This window comes from Candidatus Saganbacteria bacterium, assembly GCA_016223245.1.
Taxonomy (GTDB): domain Bacteria; phylum Margulisbacteria; class WOR-1; order XYC2-FULL-46-14; family XYC2-FULL-37-10; genus JACRPL01.
In genome coordinates this window covers 20,973-35,252 of record JACRPL010000008.1, presented here as the reverse complement: position 1 = coordinate 35,252, position 14,280 = coordinate 20,973, and the positions used below count along the sequence as shown (strand labels likewise).

Annotated in this window: 12 protein-coding genes; 7 read left to right on the top strand and 5 right to left on the bottom strand. The window is 42.3% G+C overall.

The window, feature by feature from the left end:
- Position 1 precedes the first annotated feature (1 nt).
- From HZC34_03540 to HZC34_03510, 7 genes are all read left to right on the top strand, one after another.
- Positions 2-1,252, top strand: coding sequence for a hypothetical protein (locus HZC34_03540; GenBank protein MBI5700906.1), 1,251 nt, complete (start codon positions 2-4; stop codon positions 1,250-1,252).
- Positions 1,253-1,363: 111 nt separating this feature from the next.
- Positions 1,364-1,609, top strand: coding sequence for a hypothetical protein (locus tag HZC34_03535; GenBank protein MBI5700905.1), 246 nt, complete (start codon positions 1,364-1,366; stop codon positions 1,607-1,609).
- Positions 1,609-2,010: a putative toxin-antitoxin system toxin component, PIN family gene (locus tag HZC34_03530; GenBank protein ID MBI5700904.1), complete on the top strand. Its 402-nt coding sequence runs from the start codon at positions 1,609-1,611 to the stop codon at positions 2,008-2,010. Before HZC34_03535 ends, HZC34_03530 begins: the two co-directional genes overlap by 1 nt.
- Positions 2,011-2,012: 2 nt before the next feature.
- Positions 2,013-3,380, top strand: a complete 1,368-nt coding sequence (locus tag HZC34_03525; GenBank protein MBI5700903.1) for a glycosyltransferase family 9 protein — start codon at positions 2,013-2,015, stop codon at positions 3,378-3,380.
- A gap of 23 nt (positions 3,381-3,403) precedes the next feature.
- Positions 3,404-4,081: a glycosyltransferase family 2 protein gene (locus HZC34_03520; GenBank protein ID MBI5700902.1), complete on the top strand. Its 678-nt coding sequence runs from the start codon at positions 3,404-3,406 to the stop codon at positions 4,079-4,081.
- On the top strand, positions 4,074-4,949 hold the full coding sequence (locus tag HZC34_03515; GenBank protein ID MBI5700901.1) for a glycosyltransferase family 2 protein: 876 nt from the start codon (positions 4,074-4,076) through the stop codon (positions 4,947-4,949). Before HZC34_03520 ends, HZC34_03515 begins: the two co-directional genes overlap by 8 nt.
- A gap of 40 nt (positions 4,950-4,989) precedes the next feature.
- Positions 4,990-5,325, top strand: a complete 336-nt coding sequence (locus tag HZC34_03510) for a hypothetical protein (GenBank protein ID MBI5700900.1) — start codon at positions 4,990-4,992, stop codon at positions 5,323-5,325.
- Here HZC34_03510 and HZC34_03505 read toward each other — a convergent pair whose 3' ends face one another.
- From HZC34_03505 to HZC34_03485, 5 genes are all read right to left on the bottom strand, one after another.
- Positions 5,326-7,839, bottom strand: coding sequence for a leucine--tRNA ligase (locus HZC34_03505; GenBank protein MBI5700899.1), 2,514 nt, complete (start codon positions 7,837-7,839; stop codon positions 5,326-5,328).
- Complete coding sequence (locus HZC34_03500; GenBank protein ID MBI5700898.1) at positions 7,836-10,499, bottom strand: ATP-dependent Clp protease ATP-binding subunit; 2,664 nt, start codon at positions 10,497-10,499, stop codon at positions 7,836-7,838. The genes HZC34_03505 and HZC34_03500 overlap by 4 nt, the downstream gene beginning before the upstream one ends.
- Before the next feature lie 220 nt (positions 10,500-10,719).
- A complete protein-coding gene (locus HZC34_03495; protein ID MBI5700897.1) occupies positions 10,720-11,997 on the bottom strand; it encodes a homoserine dehydrogenase in 1,278 nt (425 codons plus the stop codon).
- Positions 11,993-12,937: a ribose-phosphate pyrophosphokinase gene (locus HZC34_03490; GenBank protein ID MBI5700896.1), complete on the bottom strand. Its 945-nt coding sequence runs from the start codon at positions 12,935-12,937 to the stop codon at positions 11,993-11,995. Before HZC34_03490 ends, HZC34_03495 begins: the two co-directional genes overlap by 5 nt.
- Complete coding sequence (locus HZC34_03485) at positions 12,930-14,267, bottom strand: radical SAM protein (GenBank protein ID MBI5700895.1); 1,338 nt, start codon at positions 14,265-14,267, stop codon at positions 12,930-12,932. Before HZC34_03485 ends, HZC34_03490 begins: the two co-directional genes overlap by 8 nt.
- Positions 14,268-14,280 lie beyond the last annotated feature (13 nt).

The window sequence follows — 14,280 nt, the reverse complement described above, 5'->3', positions numbered from 1 at the left end:
TATGAAAGTTTTCTCAAATCGTTATTTCCAAATTATATCGATCGTCTTTTTAATCGTACTATTTTGGTGGCCGATCCTTTTTAACAACGATTTTTTCATGGATGATTGGACATTTATAAACAAGGTACAAAGCGGGAGCTTCTCTTTCGGGTCTTTATTTGTTCCCGATAACGGGCATTTTGCCCCGATCGGCAAAGCTGTTTATTTCGCGATGCTGAAGATCTTTGGTGCCAATATTTTCACATTTATGTGCTTTTCAATAATAATGCATGCGATCGCTTCCCTGCTTGTACTATATTTTCTTAAAGCCGTCTTTTCTTCAAGGCCGGTCATGGCTTTTTTACTTACCTTGTTTTACGCGCTAAATACGGCCTATTTCGAGATACTGCATTGGCCCTCGGCTCTGGGACAGGCATATCCTTTTTTGGCGATCTTGGCCACTTTCCTGCTGCTTCATCACAGCGCGATTAAAAAGAAAAAAGGGTTTTATTTCGCATCGATCGCCGTTTCTTTTTTCATGCCGATGAATTATATGAGCGGGTTCCTTGGCATTGTGTTCATTTTTTTGTACTACTTTTTAGTTTTAGATAAAGAAAAAGCGTTAAAAGAAAAAATATTATTTTTTCTGCCGTATGTTTTAGTTTGGCTGTCTTATCTTGCCGTGTATCTTACTTTTTCCCTTTCCAATCTATTAAGCCCCGGAACTGCGCCTCATTTGACATTTGACGCCGGAAGGCTGGCCTCTTACGCCGTTTTCGGATTTTTGGGACTTGTTTTTAAGAACTTGGGCTTTTCGACGCTCGTTTTTCCTTATACCACAGGCATGGCCGCTTTTTTGGCATTTATGCTGGCGTTTTTTTTGCTCTTTATTTTCCTGTATTTTATTTTGAACAAAAAAGAAGATAGAATCCCTCTTTTAAAGGAAAGAGGGCTGATCGCCTTTTCTTCGACGTCAATAATTATATGCTATATCGCGCTTGCTGTCGGGCGGGCCGCGATCGAAGCGGATGCCTTTTTGAATTGGGGGAGATATCATTATCTGCCGATGTTCTTCTTTACGCTGTTTTTGGGCGCGATGATCCCGCAATTCATCGGGATCTTTTCAAAATTATTCGACAGGAAAAGATTTAAGATATTTATGGCGATTATTTTCATGATATTCCTGTTGAACCAATTCATTCTGATCCGCCAAAAATCGGAATCGCCGATCAGAATAGAAGGCGCACTGCCGATCGTTCACCTCCACGCATGAAGAACAAATAACTCAATGGATTGAGTTATTTGTTGACATAAAACGCATGTTTGCTTCCTTGATTCGGTTTTTGCCCTTGATTTTCCAAAGAAGATGAATTAAGATAATATCATGAAAAAAGCAAGCATTAAAGAAGGGTTTATAATAGAATTACCGAAAGAAACATTGAGAAATTTTTCTATTAAAAATGGCGATTGGCTTGTAGTGCGGTTATTAAATGGCAAAGAACTTATATTAGAAAAGCCTAAAGAGGATTACTGGGAGGAAAACTTTGCTTGGGGAAAAGAATTTGCTAAAGTAAAAAGAATAAAACCAAAGGACATCCTTAAGGCACTCCAAGAAATAAGATCCAGATAATGAAGCGAATTTTGCTTGATACCAATATTTATATTTCCGCAATTCTTTTTGGTGGCAAACTCAAAGAAATAATAGAACTGGCTAGAAACGAAAAGATCGAACTTTTAATATCAGAATACATTCTTTGGGAAATTAGGAAGATTCTAAAATATAAATTCAAAATTCCCGACTCCAGATTAAATATTATCGAACGGGATATCCTGGCTTTATCCAAAATTGTTGAAGTTTCTTCTGTTGTAGACCTCGTTACGGAACATCCGGCTGACAATCTAATTGTTGCTTGTGCGATTGATGGCAAAGCAGATGTCCTAATTACCGGCGACAAACACATCCTAATCCTGAAGAAACAAGGAAATATCCACATCCTAACAGCTTATCAGTTTCTAACAAAAATCGAATAGCAATGAAAAACATCCTGATAATCCGCCCCGATATGATCGGCGACTGCCTTCTTATTACGCCTGCCATTGATCTTCTAAAAAAGAAATATCCTGAAGCCAAGATAACCGTTCTTTGCAGGCCATATACAAAAGAAATATTCCTCGGCAACAAGAATGTCGACGAAGTGATCGAAGATTGGTTCGCCTTGAACAAAATAGGATCGATAAATAATTTCAGGAGATATATTGATCTTATAAGATCAAAAAACTTCGATTGTTCCATACATTTTTACAACGAACTGCCCTACGCCCTGCTTGCGAGATTCGCAGGCATTAAGCAACGAGTTGGAGACATTTCAAAGCCGCTCCTTGCGCCATTTTACAATTTGAGAGGCGATTGCAAATGGGGCGATTTGACGCTTCACGAGATTGAACATAATATTTTATTGTTAAAACCATTGGGAATTGAGCTTCCCCAAACCCCTCCCCCGATGTCTTTAACGCCTAAGAAAGAGATTGTCGATAAATTCATAAGCGAATACAATATCGGTCCAAGTGATTTTGTTTTGGGCATTCATGTGGGCACCGGACGCGGGAACAAAGCTTGGCTTCCCGAAAGATACGCGAAAGTCATCGATCATCTGTACGAAAAATACAACAACATCAAGATGATTTTGACCGGTTCAAAGAATGAAGCTCAAGCGGTAAGGCAGATACTCCGCATCTGTAAAAATAAACCTATCGATCTAGTTGAAAGGACGACCCTTTCGGAATTGATCGCAATAATCTCGCGCTACAATATATATCTTGGAGTTGATACAGGGCCATTGCATATTGCGGCAGCGCTCGATGTTCCGACGGTTGCACTTTTCCCAACAAAATTTGTAAAGCCGACGGAATGGGGCCCATGGCAAACGCCTCATATAATTATTAGAAAAGCTGTTAATTGTTCTCAAAAATGCCGCCCCTTAAATTGCCCATTCGATGACTGTTTAAAAGAAATATCGGCGGAAGAAGTATTGGACGCCATTTCAAATCTTATCGAAAGCAAAGGAAACAATACGCTTGCCGAATCAAGAGCCGATTGGTTCAAGAAATCTGTCAATATCTTTACAAATAAAGAAGAGATCCTCCGAGAGCTGACACTAAATGGATATCACGTGGTCGATATTGGCCTCGCGACATCGATACCCAAGCTTTATAACCAGCTGATTAAAGAAGATATCAACATTATCCATTTTGTTGGGCTTAATATGCCATACACTATTAATATCGCAAAGATATTGGCAACACCATCGCTTTCAATTCCCCCATTACTCATAAACGAAAGAACAAGATACGACTATTCAACGAACTCGCTTATAGAATTATATAAAAGGAGATTCCAATGATGAGGAAATGGTATAATTGAACCATGAAATTATCCGTCATAATTCCGGTTTACAACGAAAAGAATACCATAAAAACGCTCATCGACCGCGTAGTAGCTGTAAATCTTGAGAAAGAAATAATAATTGTCGATGATTATTCAACAGACGGAACACGCGACATTTATCCTCAGATTCAAGGAGAGGATATTAGGATCATCCTTCAAGAAAAAAACCAGGGCAAAGGGTCTGCCGTAAGCCGAGGGATAGCAGAAGCCACCGGAGACTATATAATAATCCAAGACGCTGACCTCGAATACGATCCTCAAGAATACTTAAAAATAATGCTTCCGATAATTGAAGGCCGCGCAAAAGTAGTTTATGGGTCTCGCTTCTTAGGCAAACACTCGTTTTCGACGCTATCGCACTTCTTGGGAAATAAATTTTTGACAACACTTACAAACATTCTATATGGAAGCACAATAACCGATATGGAAACTTGCTATAAGCTGATGCCGGCTGATGTTGCCAAGAAACTTGATATCAAATCAAAGAAATTCGACATGGAACCGGAAATTACCGCAAAAATATTAAAAAGAAATTACAAAATACTTGAAGTGCCGATTTCATATCAAGGAAGGGCTTTTTCTGAAGGGAAAAAGATCTCGTGGAAAGATGCCTTCTCCGCAATTTTGACCCTTATTTGGTATAAGTTTAATGACTGAAATAAAGTTAAGCGTTGTTATTGGTACCTACAACCAAAAAGACAATCTAAAAAAAGTTCTCGAGTCGCTTTTCAAACAAACCCTCTCCCCTTACTTCTATGAAATAATAGTTGTCGACAGCATGTCCTCCGACGGCACAGATATAATGATAGAAGAAATCAACTCTTCACGCGCATCTCGCGTCTCGCATCCCGCGTTACTTTACATTAGACAAGAAAACACTGGCCGTCCAGGCGCTAGGAATCGAGGTATTAACGAAGCAAAGGGCAAAATAATATTTCTAACCGACGCGGACATGCTCGCCGATGCGAATTTGCTGCAAGAACATTTGAAAGTCCATGGGAAGAAACCCAATTCTGCCTTTGAAGGCATAACAATAAATCCGGATAACAAGCCATATATCAAAGAGAAGATCAAACCTATGCAGAAACTAAAGTTTTCATACTTTTTAACGGGTAATTTATCAATCCCTCGATCAATAATAAAAAATGCGGGTGTGTTTGATGCCGATTTCGCGGGATACGGATGGGAAGATATTGAGCTTGGGTATCGTTTAAGCAAACTGGGTGTTCCATTGTATTATTTGCCGACAGCGGTCAATCACCATATGCACCCTGTCTCACAAGGAGAAATGTTCCAGAGAAAATACCACATGGGCAAGTCAGCAGCGGTCTTTTACAAAAAGCATCCAAATACGGAAATTAAGTTATTTTTAGGGATGAACCCGCTGGCGCAGGGAATATACAGATTAATAAAGAGACACCCAACGCTTCAGAAATTTATAGAAGAAAAAGCCGAGAAATCAAACTTTTATGGATATATTTGGGAAGAGTTTCAGTATAGAAAGGGATTGGAAGACAATAAATAGCTTGCAAACAACTTTTTAAGTTGTTAAAATTATAAGCAACATGGCGATCACAAAAAAAGATATTGAAAAACTCTCGGACGTCTTCGCGACAAAAAAAGATATTGAAAAACTCTCGGACGTCTTCGCAACAAAAAAAGATATTGAAAAACTCTCGGACGTCTTCGCAACTAAAGAGGATCTGAAGGCTTTTGCAACCAAAGATGACCTTTCAAAGTTAAGAAATGAAATGCTTACCGGCCAAGATAAAATCATTAAAAAGCTCGAAGATATGTCTATTGAGCAAAAAATGGCTTATGCCCAATATAAAAGGCATGATGAAAAGATAGAAAATCATGAGGTTAGGATCAAAACCCTGGAAACAAAAGTCCCCGCTTAATTACTTGACAACAAAATTAATTAATTTTTTTTGCACATAGATCACTTTTATAATAGTCTTATCTTTAAGGAATATCTGCGCTTTTTCGCTCTTTTGGGCCAACGCTTTAACATCTGATTCGGATGCTTCAATTGTCAAAGTAATTGTATCTCGTAGTTTACCGTTAACTTGGACTGGGATCGTGATCTCCGAATCTATAATTAACTCTGGGTCATATTTAGGCCACTGTTGCTTTGTTGCTATGTCGCTATGTCCCATTATCTTCCACAACTCTTCTGAAATATGCGGCGCAAAAGGGAACAACATCAAAATAAGTTGTTCCAGTTCCCATTTTGTAACTGTTGCAGAGTTTTCGTAAAAAGAATTCGTGAGCTCCATAAGTTTTGCAATTGCAGTATTGAAAGAAAATCGCTCGATATCTTCAGTGATAGCTTTGATCGTTTGATGGGTCTTTTTTGCCCCCCTCTCATTCTCCCCCTTACCAAGGGGGAGATGTCCCGAGTTCTGTCGAGGGACAGATGGGGTCAATTCAGTTATGAGCCTCCAAACTCTCGACAGAAATCTAAAGCTCCCCTCTACCCCGGCGTCAGACCACTCCAGCTCGCGTTCAGCCGGTGATGCGAATAAAATAAATAAACGCGCGGTATCCGCACCATATTTTTCTATAATATAATCCGGATCTACAACATTGCCCTTTGATTTGCTCATCTTGGCGCCGTCTTTTACGACCATTCCTTGGGTCAAAAGATTTGTAAATGGCTCATTTGTACTCGAATAGCCCGCGTCATAAAGGACTTTTGTAAAAAATCTCGAATATAAGAGATGGAGTATGGCATGTTCAATACCGCCAATATACTGGTCAACCGGCATCCATTTAGCTGACAGCTCGCGGCTAAATGGCTCACTGCTATTTTTGGGATCGCAATATCTGAAATAATACCAGGATGAACAATTGAAGGTATCCAATGTATCAGTCTCGCGTCTCGCATCCCGCGTCCCGCATCTCGGACACGTAGTCTCAATGAACGATTTCGAATTCTTTAAAGGCGACCCGCCCTCTCCTGTAAACTTTACGTCTATTGGAAGCTTGACCGGCAGATCTTTAATAGGAACAGGAACTATCCCAGCTTGTGCTGAGCCTGTCGAAGCACATTTATCGCAGTAAACTACAGGAATTGGGGCGCCCCAATATCTCTGGCGGGAAATAAGCCAATCACGAAGCTTATAATTTGTTTTCCAAGAAGCGATCCATTTCTCAACCAACCAGTCCCCAATTTTATCAAGAGTTTCCGAGCTTTTCTGCCCATCAAATTGTTTTGAGTCAACCATGTGCCCTTCCCCTTCAAAAGCTTCGGTTAGAACGGGGCAGATAGGGTTGGGATAATTTGGGCAAATCACGATTTTCATTGGCAGTTTATTCTTTTTCGCAAAATCGAAATCCCTTTGGTCATGAGCTGGGACAGCCATAACGGCTCCGGTTCCATACCCCATCAAAACATAATCTGATATCCAGATCGGGATCTGTTCGTTATTCGCGGGATTAATAGCGTAAGCTCCAGTGAAGACCCCGTCTTTTTCAGCTTTTATGGTCCTATCATGGACAGATTCATGTTTAACTTTTTCTTGATATTCTTTTACAGCTTTTTCAAATGGGGTTCCATTGGATAAGTCCGAAACCATAGGGTGTTCCGGCGCTAGAACCATATAAGTAACGCCAAATATCGTATCTGGTCTTGTTGTATAAACCCTCACCCACCGCTCGCTTCCGCTCGCGGCCCCCCCTCTCCCATTGGGAGAGGGGCTGGGGGTGATGGCAAAAGATATCTCTAAGCCTTCCGATTTCCCGATCCAATTAGTTTGCATGATCTTAACAGGCTCGGGCCACCCCTTTAATTTATCGATATCGGTTAAAAGTTTGTCTGCATATTCGGTAATTTTAAAGAACCATTGCTTTAGCTGTTTTTCTTCAACTATAGAATCGCATCTCCAGCAAGCTCCTTCTTTTACTTGTTCATTGGCCAAAACAGTTTCACATTTTGGGCACCAGTTGACCACGGCCTCTTTCCTGTACGCCAAGCCCCTCTCATACATCAAAAGGAACATCCATTGAGTCCATTTATAATATTCCGGTTTGCTTGTGTTGACTTCGCGGCTCCAATCATATGATAGGCCCAGTCGTTTCAATTGCTTTTTCATGCGCGCGATACACTGGTCGGTCCATGGTTCGGGATGAGTATTATTTTTGATGGCGGCATTTTCGGCGGGCATTCCAAACGCGTCCCATCCGATCGGATGAAGGACATTAAAGCCTTTCATTGTTTTATAGCGCGCGATCACATCGCCTATCGCATAATTCCTGACATGGCCCATATGGAGATTGCCGGACGGGTAAGGGAACATGACTAGATCGTAGTACTTTGGCTTATCGGAAGAGTCCAAAACTGTGTATGATTGATTTTTCTCCCACAATTCCTGGATACGTGGTTCGATATCTAACGGGTTATATGAGCTCATTTGCTCTTTTTTCGGCCCTTTTTTGCGCGCTCTTCGCCGGAAACTTCTTTGGTTTCTTCAACTTTTGGTTCGGGAAAATCGCCTTTCGTTTCAGATTTCTTCGCCTTAGGCTTGATGTCGGCAGTTCCTATTCTTTCGAATACGATCTTGCCGTCGGATACTTTTGCGCCTATCTTATCTCCGATCTTGAATTTACCTTCGATAATTTGATTGCTCAAAGGATTCTCAATAAGCTTTTGGACCGCACGCCGCAGCGGCCTAGCTCCGAATTTCGGTTCGTACCCTTCTTTCACGATCTGCGCTTTTACCTCGTCATTTATTTCAAGCTGCATGCCCTGTCCTTCCATCTGCTTTTCGACATCGGCAATAATTAACGAAGCGATCTTCTTTAATTCCTCGTCCGACAACGGATGGAAAACTATAGTTTCATCGACACGGTTCAAGAACTCCGGACGGAATTCTTTCTTCATCTCATCGAGCACCATATCCCTCATCTTTTCGTAATCCTGCTCGCGGTCTTCTTGAGGCAGGAAGCCGATCGCACCGCGTTCAATTATCATTCTCTGCCCGATATTTGTTGTCATAATGATAACGGTATTTTTAAAATCGATAGTTTTGCCTTTTGAATCGGTCAATCTGCCGTCATCGAGTACTTGCAATAGGACATTGAAAACATCCGGATGGGCTTTTTCGATCTCGTCAAAAAGAACAACAGAGTACGGTTTGCGCCTAACAGCTTCGGTCAATGTCCCACCCTCTTCGTATCCGACATATCCGGGAGGCGCTCCGATCAATCTGGAGACCGTATGTTTTTCCATGTATTCCGACATATCGATGCGGATCATCGCGTCCATTGTGCCGAACATAAATTCTGCAAGACGCCTTGCGACCTCTGTTTTTCCTACCCCCGTTGGTCCGGCAAAAATAAACGATCCGACGGGCCGCTCCGGCTGCTTGAGCCCCGCTCTTCCACGCCTGATCGCTTGAGCGATCGATACAACAGCATCCTCTTGGCCGATAATTCTCTTATGGAGAGTTTCTTCCATGTGAATAAGCTTTTCCGTTTCGGCTTGAGTTAATTTAACGACAGGGATCCCTGTCCAATCGGATACGACTTCTGCGATATCATCATCTGTAACTATCGCGGGAAGTTTTACTCTCTCCGCATTCCAATCAACTTCGAGCTCTTTTTGTTTCTTCTCCAGATTTTTTATTTCATCTCGGTCGGTTGCCGCTTCTTCAAATTTTTGTTTGCCGACGCTGTCATGCTGTTTATTTTTTAGCGCATAGAGTTTTTTCTGGATCTCTTTTAATTCTGGAGATTTCGCAATTAATCGCAACCTAACTTTTGCTGCCGCCTCATCCATGACATCGATCGCCTTATCGGGAAGGAACCTATCGGAAATATAGCGATCGGATAAAGAAACCGCAGAAATTATTGCTTGATCAGGGATCCTAACTCCATGATGCTCTTCATATTTAGACCTGATGCCTTTTAATATTTCGATCGTTAATTCTTGTGAAGGCTCGGTTATCATTACAGGCTGAAAGCGCCGCTCAAGTGCGGCATCTTTTTCGATATTTTTACGGTATTCGTCAACTGTTGTTGCCCCAATTACCTGAAGCTCTCCTCTGGCAAGGGCCGGCTTTAACATATTGGCGGCATCTATCGCACCCTCTGCGGCGCCGGCGCCGACTAAAGTATGAAGCTCATCTATGAAAAGTATTATCTGCCTCTTTTTTGCCAATATTTCATCAAGGACTTTTTTAACCCTTGATTCAAATTCGCCTCTATACTTGGTCCCCGCGACCATACCGCCAAGGTCCAAGGAAAATACTTTTTTGTCTTTTAGGACATCAGGTACATCGCCTTTTATGATCCGCTCGGCAAGGCCTTCAACGATCGCGGTCTTACCTACGCCCGGATCGCCCAGGAGTGCGGGATTATTTTTTGTCCTTCGGGATAATATCCTGATAATGCGCTCTATCTCTTTTTCACGGCCTATAACCGGATCGAGTTTTCCATTTTTTGCGTCCTCTGTCAGGTCGCGCCCAAATGATGCAAGAGCAGCTTTTCGCGGTGGAGGCTGCATCATAGTGCCCGGCATTCCGCCGCCAAATCCGGGGAATCCGAACATTCCGGGACCGCCTTCCCCTTCTTCCGGCTCTTCAGGACTTTCAAACTCTTGGGCAAATGGCTCTATCTCTCTTTGCGGCGGTTCTTCTTTTTGTTCTTTTTCGATATTCTCGATTATCTTTGTAACAACTTTATCAAAATTGATCTTCCTCTTGTGCAATGCTTGCGCCGCAATTGATTCGCCTTCACGGATTATCCCCAAAAGTATATGTTCCGAACCTACAAAGCTAAATCCCAATTCGCGAGCCGCGTTATAAGCAAGCTCCAATACTTTTTTTGAACGAGGAGACAAGCTTATTTCTTTTTTACCGCCCTCGCCATGGCCGATAAGCGATTCAATGTCGGAAAAAAGATTAACACTATTGATTCCGAGATCAGCCAATATCTTTGAAGCAAATCCCTCTTCTTTTATGATTCCTAAAAGCAAATGTTCGGGAGTAAGGTGGTCATGTTTTAACCTGCCAGCTTCCTCCGATGCCAAATGGACGACTTTTTGGGCGGATTCGGAGAAATAATCGTAAATTCTCTCGGACGGCCTGCGTTTAAAAAGAGATGCAAAAATATCCGGTATTTCGAAAAATCCCGGGAATCCGAACTCTGTCGGCATAAAGCCAAGCTTTTCGGCGCATGATGCGCACAAGTGCCTAACTATTTTTTTTCCGTTAACAATCCTTGTAACATGCACCGTCGCCGGATTTATATGACATTCGTCGCAGATCATAGCCATTTATTATTTCTCCCTTCTAGATTATCCTTAACACATTGCATACAGTTTTTACTATTTTTGATCTTTTGATCTTATCGAGTGCGTTATTCAGGTCTTTATCTTTTGACTCATGCGTCGTAATAACAATAGTTGCGAGATATCCAACCTGCCTGCCGGCAGGCACGGCATTCTCTTTCTGGACAACAGCGGCTATCGAAACATTATTGTCGGCGAATGCCTTTGATATTTGGGCAAGAACACCCGGGTGGTCAGGCGTTATCATGCGGATATAATACCTGCTGCTTATCTCTTCAATATTTTTAATTCTAGCTTTCAATAATTTGACATTTGCCATTTGACATTTGTCATTTGCGACGGCCGCTATAATATCTGAAACCACCGCAGAGGCAGTTGGCAAGCCACCAGCTCCTTGCCCATAGAACATAAGCTCCCCGACCGCACTTCCTTTAACATAAATAGCGTTCATAGGGCCATTTACGGAAGCAAGAGCATGATCAATTGGTATAAGCGTCGGATGGACGCGGACCTCAAGCTCATTGCCGGTCTTTTTTGCTATTGCCAAAAGCTTGATTACATATCCGATATCTTTGGCATAGCTTATATCTTCTTTGGTTATTTTTGTAATACCCTCAAAATAAACATCTTTCCAATTAATGATCTTTCGGAATGCTACGCTAGCTAATATCGCTGCTTTATATGACGCGTCATACCCTTCAATATCTTTTTTAGGATTAGCTTCGGCAAACCCCAAGCTTTGGGCTTCTTTAAGGGCATCGCTAAATTCACTGCCCTCTTTTTCCATTTTGGAGAGAATATAATTTGTGGTCCCATTTACAATGCCGTAAACTTCGGTCACATCGTTAGCGACAAGATCCGAAGAAAGCGAACCAATTATTGGAATACCACCACCAACGGACGCTTCAAAGAGGACCGCTACTCCATGTTTTGCCGCAGCTGCCATTATCTTATCGCCAAAAAGAGCCATAACTTCTTTGTTTGATGTTACAACGTGTTTTCCATTTTCAATTGCGGTTAATATGAAATCCAAGGCCGGTTTTGTCCCGCCGATCGATTCGACCACGACGGAAATTTCAGGATTTCTTGTGATCTTTCCGGCATCGCGGACAAGTTTGGGGTGTTTTAGTTTTGGCGATACATCACAGATATTTAGGACTTCCAGATCAAGACCGGTCCTTTGAGCGATAAGATCGTGGTTATCTTTTACCAACTTATCAACGGACGAACCGATTGTGCCGTATCCTAATATTCCGATATTTACTTTTTTCATATTAATCAAAAAGGCTGCTGATGGACTTGTGTTCGTAATTGCGCCTGATGGCCTCTCCTAATATCTCTGCAGAAGACAGTATTTTTAAACCTTTGAATTGCTTTTCTTTGGATATTGGGACCGAATCGGTAACGACAACTTCCGCAAAGCCTGCTTTTTCCATTCTCTCGACCGCAGGCCCCGAAAATATCCCGTGTGTCGCTACGACATAAATATCTTTGTTGCACCCTTCCGCTTTGAGCGCCGCAACTCCGTTTGTAATCGTTCCGGCTGTATCTATCATATCGTCCGTAATGATCACTGTTTTTCCTTTAACTTCACCGACAACATGGGTTACGGCGGATTGATGGTGTTCGGCCCTGACTTTATGGAGGATAGCGAGATTTGCGCCTATTCGGTCGGCAAGTTTTTTGGCTACTTTTGCGCGGCCGGTATCGGGTGCTACAACCACCATATCTTTAAGATTTTTTTCTTTAAGATATGTTGTAAAAAGCGGCATTGCGGTCAATGTATCCACCGGGATATTAAAAAATCCCTGAATTTGGTCCGAATGGAGATCCATTGCGATAATTCTATCGGCGCCCGCGGTTTCCAAAAGATTGGCGACAAGCCTTGCGGAGACCGGTTCGCGGGAAGCCGCTTTCCGGTCTTGCCTTGCGTATCCAAATTGCGGCATCACAACAGTAATTGATTTCGCGGAAGCTCTCTTCATCGCGTCGATTATAATGAAAAGCTCTATAAGATCGTCGTTCACATTTTGGGTGCAGGTTTGGATTATTACGGCTGATTGGCCCCGGACATTGTCGAGCAACCGGACATAATTTTCTCCGCCGGAAAACCTCGAAAGCTTGATCTTCCCCGCGTTTATACCCAAATACTTTGTTATTTTCTCGCCAAGCTCGGGATGGGACGTTCCGTAGAAAACGTTTAATTCAGAATTAGCCATTTGTCAATTCTCCTTGTAATATCCAGCTCTTTGCTGATTTTATTTTAACATTGACTAGGTTGCCTATCAAGTCCGAATGATCCGAAAATAGTTTTACTATCTTATTTGTCCTGGTGCGGCCTTTATACCCCCTCTGCCCCTCGACAGAGCTCGGGACATCTCCCCCTTGATAAGGGGGAGAAAGAGAGGGGGGCTCAACGAGAATTTCCTGAACAGAGCCAATTAATTTACTGTTCCTTTCAAGCGCTACTGCATCGACAACTTCCATTATTTCGCCTAGCCTTTGGACTTTTATATCGGCGGGAACATTATCTGTTAGTTTTGAGGACTTAGCACCTGCTCGTGGAGAATAAACCGCAGTATTTACAGCGTCGAAACCGATATCTTTTATTATATTTAGGGAATTCTGAAATTGGCTATCATTTTCATCGGGATACCCGACTATTATATCTGAAGTGATCGCAGCATTAGGTATCTTATTCCTGATCTTATCAACTATTTTTTTATAATCAGAAACTGTGTATCCCCTATTCATGCTTTTTAATATTTCATCATCGCCGTGCTGGATGGGCAAATGGAAATATTCGCAAACATGGGGCAGATCGTGCACCGCGTCTATAATTTCATCAGACATATCTTTTGGATGCGATGTCATGAAGCGGATTCTATCAATTTTGACGGAACCTGCGAGTAAACCCTGCCTGCCGGCAGGCACGGCTCGCGGTTCCTCACCAACATAACCGCGGCGTTCAGCCGCAGGTTCAATAATTGCCTCTATCCTTTTCATCAGATCAGCGAATCCATACTTATATGAATTCACATTCTGCCCAAGCAAGAAAATTTCTCTATATTGTGGGCCCAGCTGTTTGATTTCCGATAGGATATCCTCTGCAGGAATGCTTCTTTCGCGCCCGCGGACATATGGAACGATACAATATGAGCAAAAGTTATCACAGCCATTCATGATCGTGATCCATGCGGTTATCGAGCCGCTTCTTTTGGGAGAAAATGTACATGGCGATACTCCCAAGAAATCGGCAAGTTTTTGATACTCGGAGGGTGTTATGAAAAGATCGACATGGGATAATTGTTTTTTCAGATTTCCTTCGGGAATTGCTACCACACATCCAGAAGCGACAACTTTCAAATTTGGATTTTTCTTCTTGTCGCCTTTAAGAGACATCAGATAAGACATTGCGACATTTTCTGCATTTTCGCGAACGGCACAAGTGTTGACCAGAACAAGGTCAGCCGTCTTTATGGCATCGGTTGGCGCGTAGCCCGCAAACTCGAAAACGCCCGCCAGCCGTTCACTATCGTTCTTGTTCATTTGGCATCCGTAC

What these genes read in the sequence shown, in the direction of transcription:
- HZC34_03530 (MBI5700904.1), top strand. Translation starts at nt 1,609, where the DNA reads ATGAAGCGAATTTTGCTTGATACCAATATTTATATTTCCGCAATTCTT.
- HZC34_03505 (MBI5700899.1), bottom strand. Translation starts at nt 7,839, where the DNA reads ATGAGCTCATATAACCCGTTAGATATCGAACCACGTATCCAGGAATTG.
- HZC34_03515 (MBI5700901.1), top strand. Translation starts at nt 4,074, where the DNA reads ATGACTGAAATAAAGTTAAGCGTTGTTATTGGTACCTACAACCAAAAA.
- HZC34_03520 (MBI5700902.1), top strand. Translation starts at nt 3,404, where the DNA reads ATGAAATTATCCGTCATAATTCCGGTTTACAACGAAAAGAATACCATA.
- HZC34_03525 (MBI5700903.1), top strand. Translation starts at nt 2,013, where the DNA reads ATGAAAAACATCCTGATAATCCGCCCCGATATGATCGGCGACTGCCTT.
- HZC34_03535 (MBI5700905.1), top strand. Translation starts at nt 1,364, where the DNA reads ATGAAAAAAGCAAGCATTAAAGAAGGGTTTATAATAGAATTACCGAAA.
- HZC34_03490 (MBI5700896.1), bottom strand. Translation starts at nt 12,937, where the DNA reads ATGGCTAATTCTGAATTAAACGTTTTCTACGGAACGTCCCATCCCGAG.
- HZC34_03485 (MBI5700895.1), bottom strand. Translation starts at nt 14,267, where the DNA reads ATGAACAAGAACGATAGTGAACGGCTGGCGGGCGTTTTCGAGTTTGCG.
- HZC34_03510 (MBI5700900.1), top strand. Translation starts at nt 4,990, where the DNA reads ATGGCGATCACAAAAAAAGATATTGAAAAACTCTCGGACGTCTTCGCG.
- HZC34_03540 (MBI5700906.1), top strand. Translation starts at nt 2, where the DNA reads ATGAAAGTTTTCTCAAATCGTTATTTCCAAATTATATCGATCGTCTTT.